Below are 23,305 nucleotides of genomic sequence, written 5' to 3'. Positions count from 1 at the left end.
AAATATGCATGTATGGTAGTACGCGATTCCGACCCCCCGTACGCCGCAGTACCCAGGAAGAGGCCATCAATGAAGATCAAATCCGCCGCGATCCTCGCGGCAGCAGCGCTCCTCGTCACCGCGCTCGCGGGCTGCAGCGCGCCCAGCCACCGCACCGCCGCCGGCCCGACCAGCACCTCGCTTCCGAAGCCCTCGAGCCCGATCACCCTGCACATCCTCGACGTCTCGGGCGACCTGAACACGAGCAAGCCGATCATCCAGGCGTTCGCGAAGGCCAACCCCAAGCTCGTCGACAGCATCCAGTTCGAGACGGGCTCCGCTCCGGATGTCGTGGGCAAGGTCCAGGCCGAGCAGCAGGCGGGCCGGGTCGACATCGACATGATCCTCACCGGCCCGCTCGCGCTCGCGCAGATGGCCGGTCAGAAGCAGCTCGTGAAGGTGCTCCCGACCTACAGCTCCCACCTGCCGGACCTCGACAAGACGCTCACCCCGGCCGCGAAGGACTTCTCGACGCTCGCGAACGGCTACGGCGTCATCACCAGCGGCGGCGGATGGGCCGGCCCGATCTGGGCGTACAACAAGGCGAAGGTGACCGATCCGCCCAAGACGCCGCAGGCACTGCTCGCGTGGGCGAAGGCGAACCCCGGCAAGTTCGTCTACGCGAACCCCACGAGCGGATCCGGACCGGCGAACGCGTTCATCGACGCGCTGCCGTACATGCTCAAGGACAAGGATCCGGGCGACCCCATCAACGGCTGGGACAAGACCTGGGCCTACCTCAAGGAGCTCAACCAGTACATCGCCCGCTACCCCTCGAGCACCAGCCCGACGTTCGTCGGGCTCGGCGACGGCACCTATGACCTCGCAGCGTCCGAGGCCGGCTGGGACCTGCTGGAGCACAGCACCAAGGTGCTCGGCAGCTCGTACGGCATCTACGCGTTCGACCACCCGATCCTGAGCAGCGATGGTCACTTCATCGCCGTGCCCAAGGGGGTGCCCGCCAGCCACATCACGGTCGACCTGGCGCTCGCGAGCTGGCTGCTGAAGCCGCAGCACGCCGCCCAGGGCTACGCCACGTCGAACGTCTTCCCGGCGAAGGGGGTCGAGCTCAGCATGGCCGCTCCCGACGTGCAGGCCGCGGCGAAGAGCTACTACGGCCTCAGCCTGTTCAGCAAGCTCGACAAGGCCAGGACCACCCTGCCGCTCAACGGCGACAAGGTGCAGGCCATGTACGACAAGTGGAACCAGCTGATCGGGTCGCAGAAGTGAGCTCCGGAGGCGGCCGGTTCCGCGAGCTGCGGCTCGAGCGGCTGTCGCGGCGGTTCGGCGACTTCGCCGCCCTGGACGACCTGAACCTGTCTATCGAGGGGGGCGAGTTCGTCGCCCTCCTCGGCCCCTCCGGGTGCGGCAAGTCCACCGCGTTGAACCTCATCGCCGGCCTTCTCGAGCCCACCGCCGGCTCGATCTGGCTCGACGACGTCCGCCTCGACCACGTGCCGCCCGAGAAGCGCGACTTCGGCATGGTCTTCCAGAACTACGCCCTCTTCCCGCACATGAGCGTCGCCGACAACGTGGGGTTCGGTCTGTCGTTGCGCCGCGTCGGCAAGGCCGAGCGGCGTGAGCGCGTGCAGAAGGCGCTCGACATGGTGCAGCTCGGATCGCAGGCCGCCAAGCGCCCCTCGCAGCTCTCCGGCGGCCAGCAGCAGCGCGTCGCGATCGCCCGCGCGATCGTGACCGAGCCCCGGCTCGTGCTCATGGACGAGCCGTTGTCGAACCTCGATGCCAAGCTGCGCATCGACATGCGCACCGAGGTGCGCCTGCTGCACCAGGATCTCGGCCTCACGACGATCTACGTCACCCATGACCAGGCCGAGGCGCTCTCGCTCGCCGACCGGCTGGTCGTGATGCGCGAGGGCGTCGTGCAGCAGACCGGGGCCCCGCAGGAGGTCTACGAGAGCCCGGACAACATCTACGTGGCCGCGTTCGTGGGCTACCGCAACGCGATCGACGGCAGGGTGGGCCGCGACGGCCGGATCGACATCGGCGACGCCTCGCTCGTGGTCGCGGATGCCGGAGACCGCCTCGGCGGTGCCCCGCACGCGGTCGCGATGGTGCGACCCGACGACGTGACCATCGCGGCAGCGGACGCGGCGCCGGGTGAGGCGCGCGCCAACGCCATCCCGGTCACCGTGCGAGTGAGCGAGTACCAGGGCAGGGTGTTCGCGGTCGAGGCGCAGACCGCGGGCGGCACGACGGTCTTCGGATACTCCGAGACCCTGCTGCAGCCGGGCACCGCCGCGGTCGCCTCGATCGCGGCGGAGAGCATCCGGGTCTACGGCGAGGACGCGCCGCACGGCGCCGCGCGCGCCGCCGCCGCGGAGGCCGAGCTCGCCGCGAGTGGAGTGCCGGCGTGACGACCTCGGCGGCCGAGCGCCGGGATCTCGGCTCCTGGATCCGCGCGCGCGGCTACACCCCGACGGTCTGGCTCGTGCTGCCGGGCGTGCTCTTCATGGTGGTCTTCTTCATCTACCCGGTGATCTACGGCCTGAATCTCTCGTTCCAGGGGCGAAGCGGTGGTATCTCGGCCTACCTCGACTTCTTCACGAACCAGTTCCCGCACGACTCCGGGAGCTTCCAGACGCTCTGGACGACGCTCGCCCTCGCCCTGCCCTCGGCGCTCATCTGCCTCGTGCTCGCGGTGCCGATCGCCTGGCGGCTGCGCCGCGGGGTGCGCGGGGTGCGGGTGCTCACGGCGATCGTGATGATCCCGATGACGCTCGGCAGCGTCTTCGTCGCCGAGGCGCTCAACACCCTGCTCGGCCCGGCCGGCTGGCTCAACCGGCTGCTGCTGATGCTCAACCTGATCCACGAGCCGCTGCGCCTCACGGGCAACTTCACCGGCGTGCTCATCGCCCTCGTGCTCACCGGATTCCCGTTCTCCTTCCTCCTCATGCTCGGCTTCGCCGCCGGCATCGACCCGTCGCTCGACCGGGCCGCGTCGATCCTCGGCGCGGGGCCGACGCAGCGGTTCTGGCGCATCGACCTTCCCCTGCTGCTGCCCGGCATCACGATCACGTTCGCGCTGTCGTTCGTGCTCGCCTTCGCCGTGTTCCCGTCGGCGACCCTGCTCGGCAACGACGCCGGTCCGACGCGCGTGCTCTCCAAGGTCGCCTACCAGGAGTACTCGAACGGCAACTACGCCAACGCCTCGGCGACGGCCGTGATCATGGCGGTCGCCCAGCTCATCGTGCTCGCGATCGTGTTCCTCATCCGCGGACGGCTGTACCGCGGATCGACCGCAGGAGGCAAGGGATGACGACCTCGACGGTCCTGCCCCGGGCGCCCATGTCGGCGCCGGACGATCGCCGTCCGCGCCGCCGGGCGAGCCTCATGGGCAGCCTCACCTGGGTGGTGCTGTGGCTGTTCATCGTCGTGCTCGTCGCGTCGGTCGCCGTGGTGGTCATCGGCTCGTTCGCCGATCGCACGGGCAGCGGCTGGCTGCCGGCCTCGTACACGGCCAAGTGGTACGCGGCCGCCTGGCAGGACTTCGGCGTCGGCGGGCTGCTCGGCAACACGGTGGTCGTCGCGATCGTGGTGGTCGTGATCTCGCTCGCCATCGGCATCCCGACCGCGTACGTGCTGGCGCGCCAGTCGTTCGCGGGCAAGCGGTTGCTGCTGGGTCTCTTCCTGCTCCCGCAGGTGATCCCGACGTTCACCTACGCGATCCCGCTCGCGACGCTCGTCTACGCGCTGCAGCTGAACAACACGCTCGTCGGGGTGATCATCGTCAACCTCGTGCCGAGCATCCCGTTCGCCGTGCTCGTGCTCATCCCGTTCGTCGAGCAGATCGACCCGCGCGTCGAGCAGGCGGCGCGCATGTCGGGGGCGGGCACGATCCAGGTCTTCGGCCGGATCCTCGCCCCGCTCATGGTGCCGGGACTCCTCGCCGCGGGCGTGCTGATCCTCGTGCGGGTCGTCGGCCAGTTCGAGCTCACGTTCCTCGTCGCCGGCCCCGACAGCCAGACGCTGGTCATCGCCCTGTATGCGGCGGCGACCCAATCGGGCATCGTCTCGCTGCAGGAGATCGAGACGATGGCGGTGGTCTACGCGTTGACCACGCTCATCCTGCTGATGATCTCGCTGCGCTTCGTCGATCCCACGACCGCGGCCGCGGGAGGACGCACGCGCGTGCGGTGAACGGCCGGGGCGGTCAGCTCGCCCAGGGGGCGCGGTCGACCCGCACGGGCTCGCCGGTCGCAGCCGCGCTCTCGACCGCGAGTCCCAGGAGCTGATCCTGCGCCGCCTCGGCGAGCGGGTACGGCGCCGGTCCGGCATCCGTGGCGAACCGTCCCATCGCCGTGAGCAGCTCGGCCATCGCGATCTCGTCGTCGGAGAGCCGGGCCCCGGAGGCGGCGTTGCGCACGACGACCTCCCCGTCCAGCGCGATGTGCTCGAGGTCGGGCGCCTCGAAGTCGCGATCGGCCCCGGTGACGCGACGCACGAGGGTCGACTCGACGACCGTGGTGGCGTCGACCAGCGTGGTCACCCGGTCGTCGGCGATCTCCCCGCGACTGCCGCGGGCCAGGAAACGGGATGAACGCAGCGGGTTGCGGGTCTGCCCGTCGGTGAAGTCGTAGACGCCCACGGCGCCGCCGAAGTCGAGCGTCGCGAGCACGGACGCGGTGTCGTGCTCGGCGTCGTCGTGCGTCCACCCGGCGCGGGTGCGCGGCGCCACGAGGGGAGCGTGCTGCACGTGCGCGCACACCTCCGCCTCGCCGAAACCCGCATCGAGCGCAGCGCGCAGCACGGCGATGGCGTGGTAGGTCTGCGCGATCGAGACGACGGCGGAGGTGGGCGTGCCGATGCGGCCCGCGCGGATCGCCGCGAGCCGGGCCGCCGTCATGGGGTGGCGCGGGTACTGCTCGGCGACCTGGATGCGCGCCGCACCCGGGAGCCGCCAGAGCCGGTGCAGGCCGGCGATGTCGGGGGACGCGGGCGTCTCCGCGAGCACGGGCGCGCCGCGTTCGAGGAGGGCGGCGGCGGTCTCGACGTTGTGCTGCGCCGCCACGGCGGTGAGGACGAACGCCGGCTCGCGTGCGAGCAGGGCGTCGAGGTCGTGGACCACGAGGCCGGCGAGCTCCGGGTCGTGACGAGCCGCGGCCGGATGCCGGCTCAGCACCGCGACCGCCTCGAGGCTCTCGGGGAGGGCGGCCGAGAGTCGCAGGAAGGCGCGGGCACGGAATCCGGTGCCGATGATCGCGAAGCGCGTGCGGGTGGCCACGAAATCAATACTAGTATATCAGTGCCCGCGTGCGGAGCGCGTGCCGCGGTCGACGTGCGCCGCCGACCGGACCGGAGGAGGCTCTCACCGTGCGACTCGTGAACCACCCCGACCGGCTGCTCCCCGTCGACCCAGCCACCCGTGCGGTGGCGCGGGAGCTCTACGCGAGCGTGGCCGAACTGCCCATCGTCTCGCCGCACGGGCATGTCGACCCGCGCATCCTCGTCGACGACCGGCCCTTCGACGACGCCGCCGAGCTGTTCATCCGGTACGACCACTACGTGACGCGGCTGCTGCACGCCGCGGGAGTGCCGTTCGGCGAGCTCGGCATCCCGGGCGGCGGTGCGGTCGCGGCGCCGCGCGAGGTGTGGCGCACGTTCTGCGCGCACTGGGAGCTGTTCGCCGGCACGGCATCCGGTTACTGGCTGCAGACGACCCTCGGCGAGGTGTTCGGGGTGACCGAGCACCCGGACGCCGCCGACGCCGACCGGCTGTTCGACCTCATCGGCAGCGCCCTCGCGACGGACGCGTTCCGGCCGCGGGCGCTGTTCGACCGCTTCCGCATCGAGGTGCTCGCCACCACCGACGATCCGCTCGACGACCTGGCGCCGCACGCGGCGCTCGCCGCGGACGCCGGATTCCGGGGCCGCGTCGTGCCGACCTTCCGTCCCGACGCGTACCTGGACCCGACCGCACCCGGGTGGGCCGAGCGCGTGGCCCGGCTCGCCGAGCTCACCGGCGAGCGCGAGACCTACGCGGGCTACCTCGCGGCGCTCGCGGCCCGCCGAGCCCACTTCGTCGAGCACGGCGCCGTCTCCGCGGACCACGGCGTCGCGCGGCCGCTGACGGTGCAGCTCGACGACGCGGACGCGGCGGCCCTGTTCGAGCGCGGTCGCGCGGGGGCGCTGGAGGCCGATGAGGCACGCGTGTTCTCCGGGCACATGCTGCTGCAGATGGCGCGCATGAGCGTCGACGACGGGCTCGTCATGACGATCCATCCGGGCATCCTGCGCGGCCACGACCGACCCACGCTCGAGCGCTTCGGGCCCGACATGGGGCACGACATCCCCGTGCCGGTCTCCTACGTCGAGCCGCTGCGCCCGCTGCTCGAGCGCTACGGCAACGAGCCGGGCTTCCATCTCGTGCTGTTCACGGTCGACGAGTCGACGTTCTCGCGGGAGCTCGCCCCGCTCGCCGGCTACTACCCGAGCGTCTACATCGGCGCGCCGTGGTGGTTCCTCGACGCGCCGGATGCCGTGCTGCGCTTCCGTGCGGCCGTCACCGAGACGGCCGGCTTCTCGCGCGGCTCGGGTTTCATCGACGACACCCGGGCGTTCCTCTCGATCCCCGCGCGGCACGACATGTCGCGCCGGCTCGACGCCGCCCACCTCGCGCGGCTCGTCGGGGAGGGCCGGATGCCGCGCGAGCTCGCCGAGCGGATCATCGTCGACCTCGTGCGCGACCAGCCGCGGCGGGTGTTCAAGCTGTGACGGCCCGTCTGAGCCGCGCGACCCTCCCAGGGAGGCCGACCGCGCCGATCCGGATCGTGCATGTCGGGCTCGGCTCCTTCCACCGCGCGCACCAGGCCTGGTATACCCACGAGGCCGACCCGGCGGGGGAGTGGGGGATCGCCGCGTTCACCGGCCGGGGACCGCGGCAGGCGACCGTGCTGGCCGAGCAGGACGGCCTGTACACGCTGCTCGAGCGCTCGGCGGCCGGCGACCGTGCGACGGTGGTCCGCAGCATCGTCGAGGCCGCGGACGGCGCCGACCTCGCGCGCTTCATCGAGCTCGTCGCCGCACCGGCGACGGCGCTCATCACCATCACGATCACCGAGGCGGGCTACCGGCTGCGTGCCGACGGCGCCCCCGACCTCGAGGATCCGGGCGTCGCGGCCGACCTCGCGACGCTCGCCGCGCAGACCGAAGCCGAGCTGCCACCCGTCACGGCGCTCGGCCGGATCCTGGCGGGGCTCCGCGCCCGGCGGCGCGCCGGGTCCGGTCCGCTCGCGATCGTGCCGTGCGACAACATGCCGGGCAACGGCGCCCTCGTCCGCAACGCCCTCGTCGCACTCGCCGATCGGGTCGACCCGCGGCTCGCGGCGTGGATCCTCGCATCGGTCGCCGTGGTGTCCACCTCGGTCGACCGGATCGCGCCCGCCCCGACCGACGACGACCGCGAGATCGCGAGCCGGCTGATCGGCCTCCGCGACGAGGCCACGGTGGTCGCGGAGCCCTTCCGCGACTGGGTGCTGAGCGGTGACTTCCCCGTCGGTCGACCGGCATGGGAACGCGCCGGGGCCCGGTTCGTCGACGACATCGAGCCGTTCGAGCTGCGCAAGCTGCGCCTGCTGAACGGCGCGCACAGCCTGCTCGCCTACGGCGGCCTGCTGCGCGGGCACGAGACGGTGCCCGACGCCATCGCCGACGAGGTGCTCGCCCGCCGCGTGGCCGCCGCGTGGGACGAGGCCGAGCGCCATCTCCCGAGGGCGGACGAGCTCGAGCTCGACCGATACCGCGCTGCGCTGCTCGAGCGCTTCTCGAACCGGCGACTGGGCGACCGGCTCGTCCGGATCGCCGCCGACGGTTCGACGAAGCTCCGGCTCCGGATCGTGCCCACGCTCGTGGCCGAGCGGGCCGCGGGTCGCCCGGGCGCGGCGAGCATGGCGGCGATCGCCGCGTGGGTCGCCCTGCAGCAGCGCGGCGTGGAGCTGCCGGATGCCGCGCTGCCGAGGATCGAGGACCGATCGACCGCCGGCCTCCTGCGCCTGATCGATCCGCGGCTCGCGGACGATGCCGGCCTTCGGCACGAGATCCAGCGCGCCGTCGACGACGCGGCGGCGGGCGCCGGAGGCTAGGCGGGGAGGCCGCTCAGGCCGGCCACGATCCGGTCGACCAGGGCGTCCGCGCCCGCGCCGATGTCGACCGCGAAGCCGCGTTCGTCGGGGTCCAGGGGCTCGAGGGTGGCGTACTGCGAGTCGAGCAGCGATGCGGGCATGTACTCGTGGTGCCGGTGGGCCAGCCGCTGGGCGATGAGCGACTCGCTGCCGGCGAGGTGCACGAACACCGAGTCCGGCGCGGTGGCGCGCAGTCGGTCGCGATAGCGGCGGCGCAGCGCCGAGCACGCCACGACGGGGGTCGGGGCCCCCGCGAGCCGGGCGCCGACCGCGTCGAGCCAGGGCCAGCGATCCTCGTCGTCGAGGGGGATGCCGGCCGCCATCTTCGCCTTGTTCGCCGCGGGATGCAGGCCGTCGGCATCCACGAAGGGCATGCCGAGCCGCGTCGCGAGCAGCTCGCCGATCGTCGACTTGCCGCTGCCGGAGACGCCCATGACGATGATCGGCGGACGTGCAGACGGCAGGGAGGTCACCCCCCCGAGCGTACGGTGGCGCCATGATCTGGGAAGCGCGGCACGTCTCCGTCTCGATCGACCGGCCGGTCGCGGAGGTCGTCCGCTATGCCGGAGACCCCCGCCGACTGCCCGAGTGGGCCGCCGGTCTCGCGGCCGGGATCCGGCCGGACGACGACGGCGCGAGCTGGGTGGCCGACTCGCCGATGGGGGAGGTCGTGGTGCGCTTCGCACCCGGCAACGACCTGGGCGTGCTCGATCACGACGTGTCGCTGCCCGACGGCACCGTCGTGCACAACCCGTTCCGGGTCATGCCGAACGGCGACGGCAGCGAGGTGGTGTTCACGGTCTTCCGCCGCGACGGCGCGGATGCGGCCGCATTCGACGCCGACGCCGCGGCTGTCGAGGCCGACCTGACGCGTCTGCGCGACATCCTGCAACGCTGATCGGCACACCCCGGGCGCGCCGCATCGTGCCGCTATGATCCCGAGTGACCGGTCCCAATCCGGTGCTGGGACGGAGGGGTCATGGGCGACGAGTCGGTATCGGCGCGCCCTCCCTCGATCCGCGACGTCGCCCGCATCGCGGGCGTCTCCCGGCAGACCGTATCGCGGGTCATCAACCGGCATCCCAACATCAGCGCGGGCACCGAGAGCCGGGTGCGGGCCGCGATGGAGCAGCTCGCCTGGCGGCCCAACAGCATGGCGCGTGCCCTGGCGACCTCGCGCACCCACTCGATCGGCCTGCTCGTCTCCGCGCGCTCGCACTACGGCCCGTTCTCCGCGGCGGGCGGGGTCGACGACGCGGCCCGGGCGCGCGGATACACGATCGTCTCCGCGACGATGGCGGGATCCGACGAGACGGAGATCGCCGACGCCCTCGACGCGCTCGTGCGTCAGGGCGTCGAGGCGCTCGTGGTCATCGCGCCCCAGGAGCGGGCGCACGAGGCCCTGCAACGGGTCGCGATCGGCGTGCCGTCGATCACGCTGCAGTGGCGAGACGGGCCCGAGGGGCGCTCCGTCGCCTTCGACCAGCAGGCCGGGGCACGGGCCGCGACCCGTTACCTGATCGACCTCGGGCACCGCGAGATCCTGCACCTGGCCGGCCCGCAGGACTGGAGCGAGGCCGAGGACCGTATGCGCGGCTACCTCGCCGAGATGTCCGATCGCGACCTCACGCCCATGCCGCCGGTGCTGGGGGACTGGACCGCCGACACGGCGTTCGAGCTCGGTCGGCGCCTGCTGCGCTTCCGCGACTTCAGCGCGGTGTTCTCGTCGAACGACCAGATGGCGCTGGGCTTCGTGCACGCGGCCGCCGAGGCGGGACTGCGCGTGCCGCAGGACCTCAGCATCGTGGGGTTCGACGACATCCCCGAGGCCAAGCACTTCACGCCGCCGCTGACGACCGTGCGGCAGGACTTCGACGAGCTGGGCCGGCGCGCGATCGGCATCCTGGTCGCCGAGATCGAGGGGTCCGCCGACACGGGATACCCGATGGTGACGACGCCGGAGCTCATCGTGCGCGCCAGCGCGTCCCGGCCCGCGTAGGCGATGCACTTGACGGACGCGGACGAAGTCGATACTTTCGCAGCGTTCGTTGTGACCGGTCACAGTCTGAACGACGACGAGGTCGGAATCGCGCGCCGAGGCATGCGCGAGGAGGCGGCCTTGCGCGTCGCGGACATCCGGCTTCCGACGATCGCCCTGCGGGGTGAGCACCTCCACTTGCACATGACGACGACGTCGTGGACGTCGATGAAAGGAAGCATCGTGAAGATCAGAAGGATCGCGATGGCCGCCGCCGCCATCGGCGTCGCGGTGGCACTCGCCGCATGCTCGGGCGGTCGTGGCGACACGTCGACCGACTCGAAGGCTCACAGCAACAAGGGCGCCCTGGTCGGCGTCGCGATGCCCACCAAGGTGGACCAGCGCTGGATCCGCGACGGCGCGGCGGTGAAGCAGAACCTCGAGAAGGACGGCTACAAGGTCGACCTCGAGTACGCGAACAACGACATCCCGACCCAGGTGCAGCAGATCAACACGATGATCACGAAGGGCGCGAAGGTGCTCATCCTCGCCTCGATCAACGGCGGATCGCTGAGCGACCAGCTCGACGCGGCGGCCAAGTCCGGCATCAAGGTGATCGCCTACGACCGCCTGCTCACCGGGGACAAGAACGTCGACTACTACGTGTCGTTCGACAACTACAAGGTCGGCGTCTACCAGGCGAACTCGCTGCTTACCGGCCTCGGCGTCCTCGACGCCGACGGCAAGAAGACCGGCAAGAAGGGCCCGTTCAACATCGAGGTGTTCGCGGGCAGCCCCGACGACAACAACGCGACGTTCTTCTACAACGGCGGCATGGACACTCTGAAGCCCTACATCGAGGACGGCACCCTCGTCGTCAAGAGCGGCCAGACCGACTTCAAGCAGGTCGCGATCCAGGGCTGGGACCCGGCGCGCGCCAAGGCGCGCATGCAGAACCTCATCGCCAAGTCGTACTCCGACGGGTCGAGCGTCCAGGGCGTCCTGTCGCCGTACGACGGGCTCTCGGACGGCATCCTGAGCGCGCTGCAGGGCGCCGGGTACGGCAGCGCGGGCAAGGCGCTTCCGATCATCACCGGGCAGGATGCCGAGGTCGCGAGCGTCAAGCAGATCATCGCGGGCACGCAGTACTCCACGATCTACAAGGACACCCGTGAGCTCGCCCGTGAGGCGGCCACGATGTCCGACCAGCTGCTGAAGGGTCAGAAGCCGAAGGTCAACGACACCAAGAGCTACGACAACAAGGTCAAGGTCGTGCCGGCGTACCTCTTCCAGCCCGTCGTGGTCACCAAGGACAACTACAAGAAGGTCCTCGTCGACAGCGGGTACTACACCGACGCCGACCTGCAATAGCGCGACCCCCCTCCCCCCACGGCGCGGGGCGGTCTTCCAGCGGCCGCCCCGCGCTCCCCTCATCCGGAGGACGAATGACCGACACCATCCTCGAGATGCGCAGCATCTACAAGGAGTTCCCCGGCGTCAAGGCGCTGCAGGACGTCTCCATCTCCGTCGAGCGGGGATCGGTGCACGCGATCTGCGGCGAGAACGGTGCCGGCAAGTCCACGCTCATGAAGGTGCTCTCCGGCGTCTACCCGCACGGGAGCTTCGAGGGTGACATCCTGCTCGACGGCGAGCCCGTGGAGTTCCGGTCGATCGGCGACTCGGAGGGCGCGGGGATCGCGATCATCCACCAGGAGCTCGCGCTCAGCCCGTACCTCTCCATCGCCGAGAACATCTACCTCGGCAACGAGAAGCAGCGGGCCGGATTCATCGACTGGAACGCCACCAACCTGGAGGCGGCGAAGCTCCTGCAGCAGGTGGGGCTGCAGGAGAACCCGATCACGAAGATCGCCGACATCGGCGTGGGCAAGCAGCAGCTGGTCGAGATCGCGAAAGCGCTCTCCAAGGACGTCAAACTGCTGATCCTCGACGAGCCCACCGCCGCGCTCAACGACAGCGACTCGGAGCACCTGCTCGACCTCATCCGGTCGCTGCGCGACCAGGGCATGACGGCGATCATCATCAGCCACAAGCTCAACGAGATCAAGGCGATCGCCGATCGCGTGACGATCCTGCGCGACGGGCACACCATCGAAACGCTCGAGATGGGCGATCGCGACGCCAGCGAGGACCGGATCATCAAGGGCATGGTCGGGCGCGACGTCGACCACCGCTTCCCCGACCACGCGTCGCACATCGGCGGCGAGCTGCTGCGGGTCGAGAACTGGACCGTGCACCACCCGCTGGATCGCGAGCGCAAGGTCGTCGACGACGCGAACATCGTGGTCAACGAGGGCGAGATCGTCGGCATCGCCGGGCTCATGGGCGCCGGCCGCACCGAGCTCGCCATGAGCCTGTTCGGCCGCAGCTACGGCACCAACATCTCGGGCCGCGTCTACAAGCGGGGCGTGCCCATCTCGGTGAGCACGGTGCCGAAGGCGATCGCCAACGGCATCGCCTACTCGACGGAGGATCGCAAGAAGTACGGCCTCAACCTCATCGATACCATCCAGCGCAACATCTCGATCGCCGCGCTCGACAAGCTCGTCTCCTGGTTCGCGTTCGTGAGCGAGGCCAAGGAGCGGATCGTCGCCGACGGCTACCGCCGCACGATGAACATCAAGGCGCCCGGCGTCGGCGTGCTCACCGGCAAGCTGTCCGGCGGCAACCAGCAGAAGGTCGTGCTGTCGAAGTGGATGTACTCCGACCCCGACGTGCTGATCCTCGACGAGCCGACCCGCGGCATCGACGTCGGCGCGAAGTACGAGATCTACACGATCATCGACCGGCTCGCGGACCAGGGGAAGGGCGTCATCGTCATCTCCTCCGAACTGCCCGAGCTGCTCGGCATCTGCGACCGCATCTACACGCTCTCGGCGGGGCGCATCACCGCCAACGTGCCGCGCGCCGAGGCGACGGCCGAGCACCTCATGCAGTTCATGACCAAGGAACGGGAGAAGACGCGCGCATGAAGCCGCTGACATCCGCCATCAACTACCTCGCCGGCCAGCTGCGTCAGGTCGGGCTGTTCATCGCGCTCATCGTCATCGTCGTCTTCTTCCAGATCACGACCGGCGGGATCACGCTCGCGCCGATCAACGTCTCGAACCTGGTCGTGCAGAACAGCTACATCCTGATCCTGGCCGTCGGCATGGTCATGGTGATCATCGCGGGGCACATCGACCTGTCGGTCGGCAGCGTCGTGGCGTTCATCGGCGCCGTGGCCGGCGTGATGATCGGCAAATGGCACATGCCCTGGCTCCTGGCGATCGTGCTGTGCCTCGTGCTCGGAGCCCTGGTGGGCGCGTGGCAGGGGTTCTGGATCGCCTACTTCGGCATCCCGGCCTTCATCGTCACGCTCGCCGGCATGCTCGCATTCCGCGGCGCCGCCGAGATCGTGCTCGGCAACGAGCAGATCTCCTTCTTCCCGAAGGGCTTCCGGGCGATCGGCTCCGGATTCCTGCCCACCTTCGGCTCGACGGGGTACGAACCGCTCACGATGGTGCTCGGTCTGCTCACGGCGCTCGCGATCCTCGTGCTGTCGCTGCGGCAGCGCGTGGTGCGTCGCCGTTACGAGCTCGAGGACGAGCCGCTGTGGTGGTTCGTCGTGAAGCTCGTCTTCATGGTGGCGCTCGTGCTCATCGTGACGGTGCTGCTCGCGAGCTACGACGGCACGCCGATCGTTCTGATCATCCTGGGCCTGCTCGTCGTGGGGTACACGGTCGTCATGAGCCGCACGGTCTTCGGCCGGCACATCTACGCCATCGGGGGCAACCTCGCGGCCGCCCACCTCTCGGGCATCAAGACCCAGCGCGTGACGTTCCTGCTGTTCATCAACATGGGCGTCATCTCGGCGATCGCCGGCCTCGTGTTCACGGCGGGGCTCAACCTCGCGAGCCCGAGCGCCGGCGACGGGTTCGAGCTGGATGCCATCTCGGCCGTCTTCATCGGCGGCGCGGCCGTCACGGGCGGCATCGGCACAGTGCCCGGCGCGATCGTCGGCGGCCTCATCATCGGCGTGCTCAACAACGGGATGTCGATCCTCGGCATCGACAGCGACGTGCAGCAGCTGATCAAGGGCCTCGTGCTCCTGGCGGCCGTCGCGTTCGACGTCTACAACAAGCGGCGCTCGACCGGCCGCTGACCGCGGCCGGCGACGCCGACGCGGCGCTGCTCCGGGATCCGGGCAGCGCCGCGCCGGCGCGTGCGGGAGGTGTCGGTCAGGCCGCGTCGACGACCTGCTCCTCGGCGAACGGCGTGATGGCCGTCGTCTCGAGGGTGCCGGTCGGCACGGGCTCGAGACGGGTCCCACGGCGCAGGGCGAGGCCCGCGACCAGCGACACGACAGCCGCGCCCGCGCCGATGATCCCGACCGTGAGGAACCCGACGGTGTAACCGGACTCCGCGGGCAGCCGACCGGGTGCCGCGCTGCCCGTCACGATGACGGTCATGAGCGTCACGCCGATCGTGCGGAGGTTCGCGTTCATGCCGCTCGCGACGCCGGTCTCGGTGGGGCGCACGGCCTGCACGACGACACTCGTGATCGCCGCGTAGGCGACGCCGAGCCCGAGCCCGAACGCGCCCGCCTCGACCAGCAGCTGCCAGGCGGCGCTGTGGAACAGCGCGATCGCGATCGTCGACGCGGCGATGACGGCGCTCGCGATGGTGACCTGCACCCGGAAGGGCACGAGCCGGGCGAGCGGGCCGCTCAGGAATCCGGCCGCGCCCATCGTCACGAGCATGGGCAGCATGAGCAGCCCCGACTCGCCGACGGTGGCGCCGAGACCCCAGCCGGTGGAGGTCGGCGTCTGCACGAAGCGCGGGAAGAAGGCGAAGGTGCCGAACATCGCGGCGCCCATGAGCACGGCGGCGGCGTTCATCGGCCAGATCGCGGGGGAGCGCATCATGCGCATGTCGACGAGCGGGGTGCGGGAGCGCACCTCGACCACGACCCAGGCGGCGATCAGCACGACCGCCAGCGCGAGCAGGCCGAGGATGACGGGCGAGGTCCAGCTCCAGCTCGAGCCCTGGCTGAGCGGCAGGAGCAGCGCGACCAGCCATCCGGAGAGCAGCAGCGCCGCCGGCACGTTGATGCCGCCCGTCGATCGTTCGCGCGATTCGGGCACGGTGAGCGCCGTGAGCACGCCCCCCGCCACGGTGAGCACCAGCGGTACCAGGAACAGGCCGCGCCAGCCGAGCACGCCCACGAGCGGGCCGGCCAGCACGGTGCCGAGCCCGGATCCGATGGCCAGGATCGCCGACATCCCGCCGATCGCGGAGGGCACCCGGCGCGCCGGGAACGCCTCCCGCAGCAGGCCGAAGGCCAGCGGGAACATCGCGCCGCCGAGGCCCTGGATCACGCGAGCGATGAGCAGCACCCCGAGCGTCGGCGCGGTCGCCGCGATGAGGGAGCCGAGTGCGACGGCGGCCACGGTGACGAGGAAGGTGCGTCGGCGCCCGACGAGGTCGCCGACCCGGCCGAGCAGCGGGGTCGCGACCGCGGCGGAGATGAGCCACGCGGTCATGGCCCAGGTGACGCCCGCGGTGCCGGTGTGCAGGTCCGCCTGGATGGCGGGCAGCACCGGCACGATGAGCGATTGGAGGGTGGAGAAGGAGGCGACGCTGAGACCGAGAGCGGCGAACGTGCGCATCGGGGTGGATGAAGGCATGGCGGAATGCATCCGTTCCTGGGGTGTGAGGGAGCGCGCCGCGACATCGGCGGCTAGAATCGGAAGGAGTCTCCGTTCGGAGGCTGCCTCCGGTTAGAGTGTAGCGGAGGCTGCCTCCGCTTTGCAAGCCCGTGAAGGAGGGCGCCATGTCGATCGATTCGATCGTGCAGCGTCCGCAGCGGGCGGATGCCCGCCGCAACTTCGACGCACTGCTGGCGGCCGCGCGGGAGGCGTTCACGCAGCACGGCGCCTCGGCGTCGCTGGAGGACATCGCTCGCCGCGCCGGCGTCGGGGTGGGCACGCTGTACCGCAACTTCCCGACGCGCGAGGCGCTCATCGAGGCGGTCTACGTCGACGAGGTCGTCGCGCTGCAGCAGGCCGCGATCGAGACCGAGAAGCTCGAGCCGTGGCAGGCGCTGCGCACCTGGCTCGACCGCTACATCGAGTACGTGGGCACCAAGAAGGCGCTCATCGAGGTGCTCAATCGTCACAGCGAGGTCATGCTGGCCTGCCGCACGATGCTGTACGACGCAGGCGGCCCGGTCGTCGAGCGCGGGCAGGATGCCGGCGTCGTGCGCCCCGACACCTCGATCTCCGACATCGTCCGCCTCGTCTCCGCCGTCGCCGGCGTCGCCTACGAGGACGAGAGCCAGCGCCGACGCGTGCTCGATCTCACGATCGACGCGCTCAAGGCCTGACCTTCCGGGAGAATGGGGGCATGACCGACCCCCGCTTGGCCGTCATCGTCCTCGCCGCCGGCGAGGGAACCCGCATGCGCTCGCGTACGGCGAAGGTGCTGCATCCGATCGCCGGCATCCCGATGATCGGGCACGTGCTCGCCGCCGCCCGCGAGCTCGGCGCCGCGCACGTCGTCACCGTGCTGCGGCATCAGCGGGATGCCGTCGCCGCCGCCGTCGCCGAGTACCTGCCCGAGGCGATCGTCGCCGATCAGGACGAGGTGCCCGGCACCGGCCGCGCCGCGGAGATCGGGCTGGCCGCGCTGCCCGCCCAGTTCGACGGCGACATCGTCGTCGTGAGCGCCGACGTGCCGCTGCTCGACGCGGGGACGCTGGGTCAGCTCCTCGCCGGGCACCGGTCTGCATCCGCGGCCGCCACCCTGCTCAGCACCATCGTCGACGATCCGACGGGCTACGGCCGCATCGTGCGCGACGCCGATGGGCGGCTGGCCCGCATCGTCGAGCAGAAGGACGCGACGCCGGAGGAGCGCGCGATCACCGAGATCAACTCGGCGACCTACGTCTTCGCCGCCGCGCGGCTGCGCGACGAGCTGCCGCGCCTGGGCAGTGACAACGCCCAGGGCGAGAAGTACCTGACCGACGTGATCGCGCTGCTGCGCGCATCCGGGGCGGAGGTCGCCGCGATCCCGGTCGCCGAGCCGTGGATCGTCGAGGGCGTCAACGATCGCGTGCAGCTCGCGCGTCAGGCGGCCCGCCTGAACGCGATGATCGTGCACCGCCATCAGGTGAACGGCGTGACGGTCGTCGACCCCGCCACGACCTGGATCGACCTGAACGTCTCCATCGGCGAGGACACCGTCGTCTGGCCCAACACCCGCCTCGCGGGTGCCACGACGATCGACCGCGACGCCGTGATCGGACCGGACACGACCCTCGTCGACTGCGAGGTCGGCGCGGGCGCGACCGTGAAGCGCGCGGATGCCACCCTGGCACTGATCGGTCCCGGCGCCTCGGTCGGACCGTTCGCGTACCTGCGCCCCGGCACCGAGCTGGGCGAGGGCGGCAAGATCGGCACCTACGTCGAGACCAAGAACGCGAAGATCGGCGCCGGCAGCAAGGTGCCGCACCTGAGCTACGTCGGCGACACGACGATCGGCGAGCACACCAACATCGGCGCCGGCGCGATCACTGCGAACTACGACGACCTCGACAAGCACCCGACGACGATCGGGTCGCACGTGCACACCGGGGCGCACAACGTGTTCGTCGCGCCCGTCACCGTGGGCGACGGAGCGAAGGTCGGCGCCGGCGCCGTCGTGCGCAAGGACGTGCCGCCCGGCGCACTCGCGATCAGCGTCGCGCCGCAGCGCAACGTCGAAGGGTGGACCGAGAAGAACCGGGCCGGCACCGACGCCGCGCGCGCCGCCACCGACGCGTCGGACTGACCCCCGCCGCCGCGACCGCCGCGACCGCCCCGACCGCCCCGACCGCCCTGACCGCCGCGACCGCCCACGTCTGCATCACGTCGGCGCGGTCGACCGCGCCCGGATGATGCGAACGTGGGCGCTCGCCCCTCGCGCCGGCGGATCGGGGACCCCGTCCCGGCATCCGGGAGCGGCGGCGGAACCGATAGGCTGCAATCCGGCGGCGGCGAAGGGCGGAACGTGTCGGCGATCACCTCCTCGGGCGGCAAGCGACTCGTCCTGGTCTCCGGACGAGCGCATCCTCAGTTGGCCGAGGACATCGCGACCGAGCTCGATACGGAGCTGCTGCCGACCGACGCGCGCACCTTCGCGAACGGGGAGATCTACGCCCGGTTCCAGGAGAGCGTCCGCGGTGCGGACATGTTCGTCATCCAGTCGCACACCTCGCCGATCAACGAGTGGCTCATGGAGCAGCTCATCATGCTCGACGCGGCCAAGCGGGCGAGCGCGAAGCGGATCACCGTCGTCGCGCCGTTCTACCCCTACGCCCGGCAGGACAAGAAGGGCCGCGGTCGCGAGCCGATCTCGGCCCGCCTGGTCGCCGACCTGTTCAAGGCGGCCGGAGCCGACCGCATCATGAGCGTCGACCTGCACGCCGCCCAGATCCAGGGCTTCTTCGACGGACCGGTCGACCACCTGTTCGCCATGCCCGTCCTCCTCGAGCACTTCCAGCAGCAGCTCGACCCGTCGACACTGACGGTCGTGAGCCCCGACATGGGCCGTGTGCGCGTCGCCGACGTGTGGAGCGACAAGCTCGGCGCACCCCTGGCGATCATCCACAAGCGTCGCGACCCGCTGGTGCCGAACCAGATCAGCGTGCACGAGATCATCGGACCGGTGGAGGGGCGGGTCTGCCTCATCGTCGACGACCTCATCGACACCGGTCGCACGATCGTCAAGGCCGCCGAGGCGCTCAAGGAGCAAGGGGCCACCACCGTGGTGGTGGCGGCGACGCACGCGGTGTTCTCCGATCCCGCCGTCGAGCTCCTGCAGAGCACGATGATCGACTCCGTCGTCGTCACGGACACCCTTCCGGTGCCCGAGGCCAAGCGGTGGGATCGCCTGACGGTCCTGCCGATCGCGCCGCTCATCGCGCGCGCGATCCACGAGGTGTTCGACGACGGGTCCGTCACCTCGATGTTTGACGGCGCCGCGTAGGGCGACAGCCTCAGGCCGCCCGGGTCACCAGGCGCCCGCCGGCGCCTTGATGCGCTCGACCGGTGTGTAGTGCCAGTGGGCGCCGTACGCGTAGTGCCCGCCGGCCCAGTTGCTGTTCCAGATCGCCGACTCGGTGGCCGCGGCGTCGTCACCGGCGGCGAGCCCGGCGGCGATCCCCGACATCCCGGGGTTCGAGTGGATGAGGTGCGCCACACCCTGCGCCGAGGCGAGCAGACTCGGGAAGGAGGCGAAGCCGCCGTTGCCCATGTTCAGCGGGTTGTTGCGGTTCCACCAGTCGTCGACGCCGTTCTCCTGGCGCATCCAGCGGGTCATGACCGTCACGTTCGCGTCGGTCTGCGGCCAGCCGCCGTCGAGCAGCACGATCTTGGCCCAGTCGTAATTGGTGCCGCTGGCCGAGAGGGTCTGCAGCCCCGGGGTCGCCCCGTATCCGTCGCGCGTGAGATCCGGGGCGGGGCCGGCGTCCGGCGTGACGATGGCGGCGGCTCCGGTCGACGTGGGCGCCGGTGAGACGAGCGGGGCGGGAGCCGCCTGGGAGGCCACGTCGAGCTTCTGAGCGTGCGTCGAGATGTATGCGCTCAGCTTCTGCGCGTTGCTCGGCGCCGCGAGCTGCGTCGCGAAGATCGCGCCCGCGAGGGCGAGGGCGCCGACACCGACCGTTCCGCCGAGCGCGAGCTCCCAGCGCCGCAGATGGTGCGGCTGGCGGCGACGCCCGTGAGCTCGGTCACGGGGTCGGGCAGACGGGAATCGGGTCAGTCGTCGAAGAAGGCGCATGGTGTCGTTTCAGTGCCCGGGGGATCGGCACGCGTCGGCCAGGGTAGCAAACCCCGCTGGATCGGGCTCTCAGCTCTGCACGGCCGGGTGCGGCGGCCGCGGCGCCGGCTCGAGCCCCGGGATCAGTCCGAGCGTCGCGCGCAGCAGCTCCGACCCGTCGAAACTCCGGCTGTAGCAGTACCACGACGGGCCCGCCGGTCCCGCCGGCTCGAACCGCGCGACGGCACCGATCGCGCTCGTGTCGACCGTGCGGACGACGATGCGGCACGCCGCCTGCGCCGTGCGGATCTGCATCTGAACGGTCGCGATGATGCCCGGGATGATGAGGGCGGCCACCGCGATCAGAACGCCGATCCGCAGCACGCGGCGCACGCCGGGCCGGCTGAGGCTCGCGCCGGATCCGGGCTCGTAGCCCGCGAGCTCGGGGTGCTCGTCGTCGTCGGTCATGCCGCCAACAGTGTCGCAGACGTACCCTCGGCGCATGGGTGCGACCACCTTCGAGCGGCGGCTGATCGACGGGATGACGACGGGCCTCGGCATCCCGGACGCGGAGGTCGGCATCGACGGAACGGCGGTGCTGCGCTCGCGGTATCCCGTCTCGGAGTTCGCCGCCGCCTCGATCGCGACGGCCGGGCTCGCGCTCGCCGAACTGCTGCGGGCGCTCGGGATGCCGTCCGCGCCCGTGCACGTGGACCGCGGCCTCGCCGACGTCTGGTTCGGGTGGGCGGTGCGTCCCGACGGGTGGGAGCGCCCGCAGGTGTGGGACGCGATCGCGGGCGACTACCGTGCGCGCGACGGCTGGATCCGGCTGCACACCAACGCGCCCCGGCACCGGGATGCCGCGCTCGCCGTGCTCGGCGTCGCGAACGATCCCGCCGCCGCGGTGCGGGAGGCCGTCGCCGGATGGGATGCGGAGGCGCTCGAGACCGCGGTCGTCGCGGCCGGCGGCGTGGCGGGCGCGTTGCGCTCACCGGGGGCGTGGGCCGGGCACCCGCAGGGCGCGGCGGTCGCGCGCGAGCCGCTCGCCGGCATCCGGAGCACCGATCCCGGGCCCGCCGAAGCGCGACGCTGGCGGCCGGTGCCGGATCGTCCGCTCACCGGACTGCGGGTGCTCGACCTGACACGCGTGCTCGCCGGACCGGTCGCGACGCGGCTGTTGGCCGGCCTCGGTGCCGAGGTGCTGCGCATCGATCCGCCGGACTGGTCGGAGCCCGGCGCCGAGCTCGAGGTCACTCTCGGCAAGCGGCTCGCGCGGCTCGACCTGCGCACCGACGACGGCCTCGCGAGGCTGCGCGAGCTGCTCGCGGGTGCCGACGTGCTCGTGCACGGCTACCGTGCCGATGCTCTCGAGCGGCTCGGGCTCGGTGCGCAGGAGCGACGGCGGCTGCGTCCGGGCCTGGTCGACGTGAGCCACGACGCGTACGGGTGGACCGGGCCGTGGGCGATGCGACGCGGCTTCGACAGCGTCGTGCAGATGTCGAGCGGGATCGCGTGGCCGGGTGCTGCCGCGACGGAGCCCGACCCCGACGCGCGCCCGACCCCGCTCCCCGTGCAGGCGCTGGACCACGCGACCGGCTATCTGGAGGCGGCGGCCGTGCTGCACGGGCTCGCGCGCCGCGTGCGCGACGGTGTCGGGACGGCGTCGCGGCTCTCGCTCGCCCGCACGGCGCTCGAGCTCACCTCGGCCGACGTCGAGCGCGGACCGCTCGGCGAGGCGGGGGAGCCCGCGTCGACGGCGATTCGGACGGGATGGGGCGCGGCGCGGCTCGTGGCGCCGCCGCTCACCGTGGGCGCGGCGGTGCTGCGCTGGGACCGCGGGTCGCGCCCCCTCGGGAGCGACGCCCCGGAGTGGGTCGAGTAGCGGCTCTAGTGCGACGAGCCCTCCGACTCGACCTCGGAGCGGTCGCCCGACCACAGCGTGTGGAAGATGCCGTCCTTGTCGACGCGCTTGTACGTGTGCGCGCCGAAGAAGTCGCGCTGCCCCTGGATGAGCGCGGCCGGCAGGCGGTCGGCGCGCAGCCCGTCGTAATAGGCGAGCGACGACGCGAACGCCGGGGCGGGCACGCCCGCGTGCGCGGCCATCGACACGACGCGACGCCACGGACCCTGGGCGGCCGTCACGACATCCACGAAGAAGGGGGCCGTGACCAGCGAGGTCAGGTCGGGATCGGCGGCGTAGGCGTCGGTGATCCGGTTGAGGAACCGGGCGCGGATGATGCAGCCGCCGCGCCAGATCTTCGCGATGTCGCCCTTGTCGATGTCCCAGCCGAACTCCTCGGCGCCCGCGATGATCTCGTCGAAACCCTGCGAGTACGCGATGACCTTCGAGGCGTAGAGCGCCTGGCGCACGTCCTCGATGAAGTCCTCCGGGCTCTCGATGGTCCAGCGGTCGCTCGGGCCGGGGAGCACCTTCTGCGCGACCGCCCGCTGGCCGGGCTTCGACGAGAGGCTGCGCGCGAAGACGGCCTCGGCGATCCCGGAGACCGGCACGCCCAGGTCGAGCGCGTTCTGCACGGTCCAGGCGCCCGTGCCCTTCGCGCCGGCCTGATCGAGGATGACGTCGACGAGCGGCTTGCCGGTGGCCGCATCCACCTGACGCAGCACCTGCGCGGTGATCTCGATCAGGTAGCTCTCGAGCTCGCCCCTGTTCCACTCGTCGAAGACGTCGGCGATCTCGGCCGGGCTCTTGCCGGTGCCGCGACGGATCAGGTCGTAGCCTTCCGCGATGAGCTGCATGTCGGCGTACTCGATGCCGTTGTGCACCATCTTCACGAAGTGGCCGGCGCCGTCGTGGCCGATGTGCGTCACGCACGGCTCGCCCTCGGCGACCGCCGCGATCGACCGGAAGATCGGCCCGAGCGTCTGCCACGACTCGTCCGAGCCGCCGGGCATGATCGACGGACCGTTCAGCGCGCCCTCCTCGCCGCCCGAGATGCCGGTGCCGACGAAGTGGATGCCCGTCTCGCTGATCCGCTTCTCGCGCGCGATGGTGTCGCGGAAGTTCGCGTTGCCGCCGTCGACGATGATGTCGCCCGGCTCGAAGACCTTCACGAGCTCGTCGATGACCGCGTCGGTGCCCCGGCCGGCCTGCACCATGATGATCGCGGTGCGCGGCGTCGAGAGGCGGTCGGCGAACTCCTGATAGCTCTTCGTCGCGATGAATCCGGCCTCCGGGTGCTCGGCGACGAGCTCGTCGGTCTTCGCCGCCGTGCGGTTGAAGACGGCGACGGTGTTGCCCTCCCTGCTGGCGAGGTTGCGCGCGAGGTTGGAGCCCATCACCGCCAGCCCGACGACGCCGATGTTGGCCTGGGGGACGTCAACTGAAGCCATG

21 protein-coding genes are annotated in these 23,305 nt (G+C 71.2%); 15 read left to right on the top strand and 6 right to left on the bottom strand.

Annotated elements, in window-relative coordinates; genetic code table 11:
- Positions 1-69: 69 nt before the first annotated feature.
- The 4 genes from ABD285_RS15410 to ABD285_RS15395 are packed head-to-tail and all read left to right on the top strand — an operon-like array spanning position 70 to position 4,197.
- Complete coding sequence (locus ABD285_RS15410) at positions 70-1,269, top strand: extracellular solute-binding protein (protein ID WP_344203352.1); 1,200 nt, start codon at positions 70-72, stop codon at positions 1,267-1,269.
- Positions 1,266-2,414, top strand: coding sequence for an ABC transporter ATP-binding protein (locus ABD285_RS15405; protein ID WP_344203349.1), 1,149 nt, complete (start codon positions 1,266-1,268; stop codon positions 2,412-2,414). Before ABD285_RS15410 ends, ABD285_RS15405 begins: the two co-directional genes overlap by 4 nt.
- The gene (locus ABD285_RS15400) at positions 2,411-3,316 is read left to right on the top strand and encodes an ABC transporter permease (protein WP_284254744.1); all 906 of its coding nucleotides are present in this window, start codon (positions 2,411-2,413) and stop codon (positions 3,314-3,316) included. Before ABD285_RS15405 ends, ABD285_RS15400 begins: the two co-directional genes overlap by 4 nt.
- Positions 3,313-4,197, top strand: a complete 885-nt coding sequence (locus ABD285_RS15395; RefSeq protein WP_284254745.1) for an ABC transporter permease — start codon at positions 3,313-3,315, stop codon at positions 4,195-4,197. Before ABD285_RS15400 ends, ABD285_RS15395 begins: the two co-directional genes overlap by 4 nt.
- A gap of 13 nt (positions 4,198-4,210) precedes the next feature.
- On the opposite strand, the gene ABD285_RS15390 is transcribed toward ABD285_RS15395, so the two are convergent.
- The gene (locus tag ABD285_RS15390; protein ID WP_344203345.1) at positions 4,211-5,281 is read right to left on the bottom strand and encodes a Gfo/Idh/MocA family oxidoreductase; all 1,071 of its coding nucleotides are present in this window, start codon (positions 5,279-5,281) and stop codon (positions 4,211-4,213) included.
- Positions 5,282-5,370: 89 nt separating this feature from the next.
- On the opposite strand from ABD285_RS15390, the gene uxaC reads away from it, so the two are divergent.
- The gene (gene uxaC, locus ABD285_RS15385) at positions 5,371-6,771 is read left to right on the top strand and encodes a glucuronate isomerase (RefSeq protein WP_284254748.1); all 1,401 of its coding nucleotides are present in this window, start codon (positions 5,371-5,373) and stop codon (positions 6,769-6,771) included.
- Positions 6,772-6,827: 56 nt separating this feature from the next.
- Positions 6,828-8,138: a mannitol dehydrogenase family protein gene (locus ABD285_RS15380; RefSeq protein ID WP_344203342.1), complete on the top strand. Its 1,311-nt coding sequence runs from the start codon at positions 6,828-6,830 to the stop codon at positions 8,136-8,138.
- On the opposite strand, the gene ABD285_RS15375 is transcribed toward ABD285_RS15380, so the two are convergent.
- Positions 8,135-8,650: a gluconokinase gene (locus ABD285_RS15375; RefSeq protein WP_284254750.1), complete on the bottom strand. Its 516-nt coding sequence runs from the start codon at positions 8,648-8,650 to the stop codon at positions 8,135-8,137. The two genes, ABD285_RS15380 and ABD285_RS15375, sit on opposite strands and share 4 nt — an antisense overlap.
- Positions 8,651-8,673: 23 nt before the next feature.
- Between ABD285_RS15375 and ABD285_RS15370 the strand changes: the two genes are divergently transcribed.
- The 5 genes from ABD285_RS15370 to mmsB all read left to right on the top strand — a co-directional run bounded on the left by ABD285_RS15370 (position 8,674) and on the right by mmsB (position 14,317).
- Entirely contained in the window at positions 8,674-9,075 is a 402-nt protein-coding gene (locus tag ABD285_RS15370; RefSeq protein WP_344203339.1) for an SRPBCC family protein, read from the top strand.
- A gap of 81 nt (positions 9,076-9,156) precedes the next feature.
- Positions 9,157-10,176, top strand: a complete 1,020-nt coding sequence (locus tag ABD285_RS15365; protein WP_344203336.1) for a LacI family DNA-binding transcriptional regulator — start codon at positions 9,157-9,159, stop codon at positions 10,174-10,176.
- A gap of 222 nt (positions 10,177-10,398) precedes the next feature.
- Positions 10,399-11,526, top strand: a complete 1,128-nt coding sequence (gene chvE, locus ABD285_RS15360; RefSeq protein WP_348534953.1) for a multiple monosaccharide ABC transporter substrate-binding protein — start codon at positions 10,399-10,401, stop codon at positions 11,524-11,526.
- Between the two features lie 74 nt (positions 11,527-11,600).
- Entirely contained in the window at positions 11,601-13,145 is a 1,545-nt protein-coding gene (mmsA, locus tag ABD285_RS15355; protein ID WP_284254752.1) for a multiple monosaccharide ABC transporter ATP-binding protein, read from the top strand.
- Positions 13,142-14,317, top strand: a complete 1,176-nt coding sequence (mmsB, locus tag ABD285_RS15350; protein ID WP_284254753.1) for a multiple monosaccharide ABC transporter permease — start codon at positions 13,142-13,144, stop codon at positions 14,315-14,317. Before mmsA ends, mmsB begins: the two co-directional genes overlap by 4 nt.
- 76 nt (positions 14,318-14,393) lie before the next feature.
- Here the strand turns inward: mmsB and ABD285_RS15345 are convergent, their stop codons facing one another.
- Positions 14,394-15,842 (bottom strand): MFS transporter, encoded by a 1,449-nt coding sequence (locus tag ABD285_RS15345; protein WP_344203333.1) that lies wholly within the window; start codon positions 15,840-15,842, stop codon positions 14,394-14,396.
- 146 nt (positions 15,843-15,988) lie between these two features.
- On the opposite strand from ABD285_RS15345, the gene ABD285_RS15340 reads away from it, so the two are divergent.
- The 3 genes from ABD285_RS15340 (at position 15,989) to ABD285_RS15330 (ending at position 19,182) form a co-directional block, all read left to right on the top strand.
- On the top strand, positions 15,989-16,540 hold the full coding sequence (locus tag ABD285_RS15340) for a TetR/AcrR family transcriptional regulator (protein WP_284254756.1): 552 nt from the start codon (positions 15,989-15,991) through the stop codon (positions 16,538-16,540).
- A gap of 20 nt (positions 16,541-16,560) precedes the next feature.
- A complete protein-coding gene (glmU, locus tag ABD285_RS15335) occupies positions 16,561-17,985 on the top strand; it encodes a bifunctional UDP-N-acetylglucosamine diphosphorylase/glucosamine-1-phosphate N-acetyltransferase GlmU (RefSeq protein WP_344203330.1) in 1,425 nt (474 codons plus the stop codon).
- Positions 17,986-18,204: 219 nt separating this feature from the next.
- Positions 18,205-19,182 (top strand): ribose-phosphate diphosphokinase, encoded by a 978-nt coding sequence (locus ABD285_RS15330; protein ID WP_284254757.1) that lies wholly within the window; start codon positions 18,205-18,207, stop codon positions 19,180-19,182.
- 24 nt (positions 19,183-19,206) lie between these two features.
- Here the strand turns inward: ABD285_RS15330 and ABD285_RS15325 are convergent, their stop codons facing one another.
- The gene (locus ABD285_RS15325; RefSeq protein ID WP_284254759.1) at positions 19,207-19,974 is read right to left on the bottom strand and encodes a hypothetical protein; all 768 of its coding nucleotides are present in this window, start codon (positions 19,972-19,974) and stop codon (positions 19,207-19,209) included.
- A 69-nt stretch (positions 19,975-20,043) separates the two neighbouring features.
- The gene (locus ABD285_RS15320) at positions 20,044-20,421 is read right to left on the bottom strand and encodes a hypothetical protein (RefSeq protein ID WP_284254760.1); all 378 of its coding nucleotides are present in this window, start codon (positions 20,419-20,421) and stop codon (positions 20,044-20,046) included.
- Positions 20,422-20,455: 34 nt separating this feature from the next.
- Here ABD285_RS15320 and ABD285_RS15315 point away from each other — a divergent pair, with 34 nt between their 5' ends.
- Positions 20,456-21,835 (top strand): CoA transferase, encoded by a 1,380-nt coding sequence (locus ABD285_RS15315; protein WP_344203327.1) that lies wholly within the window; start codon positions 20,456-20,458, stop codon positions 21,833-21,835.
- A 5-nt stretch (positions 21,836-21,840) separates the two neighbouring features.
- On the opposite strand, the gene gndA is transcribed toward ABD285_RS15315, so the two are convergent.
- Positions 21,841-23,304, bottom strand: coding sequence for an NADP-dependent phosphogluconate dehydrogenase (gndA, locus tag ABD285_RS15310; protein ID WP_284254761.1), 1,464 nt, complete (start codon positions 23,302-23,304; stop codon positions 21,841-21,843).
- Position 23,305 lies beyond the last annotated feature (1 nt).

It is taken from the genome of Pseudolysinimonas kribbensis (assembly GCF_039531715.1).
Classification (GTDB): Bacteria; Actinomycetota; Actinomycetes; order Actinomycetales; family Microbacteriaceae; genus Pseudolysinimonas; species Pseudolysinimonas kribbensis.
This window is presented reverse-complemented; position numbering and strand designations above follow the sequence as displayed.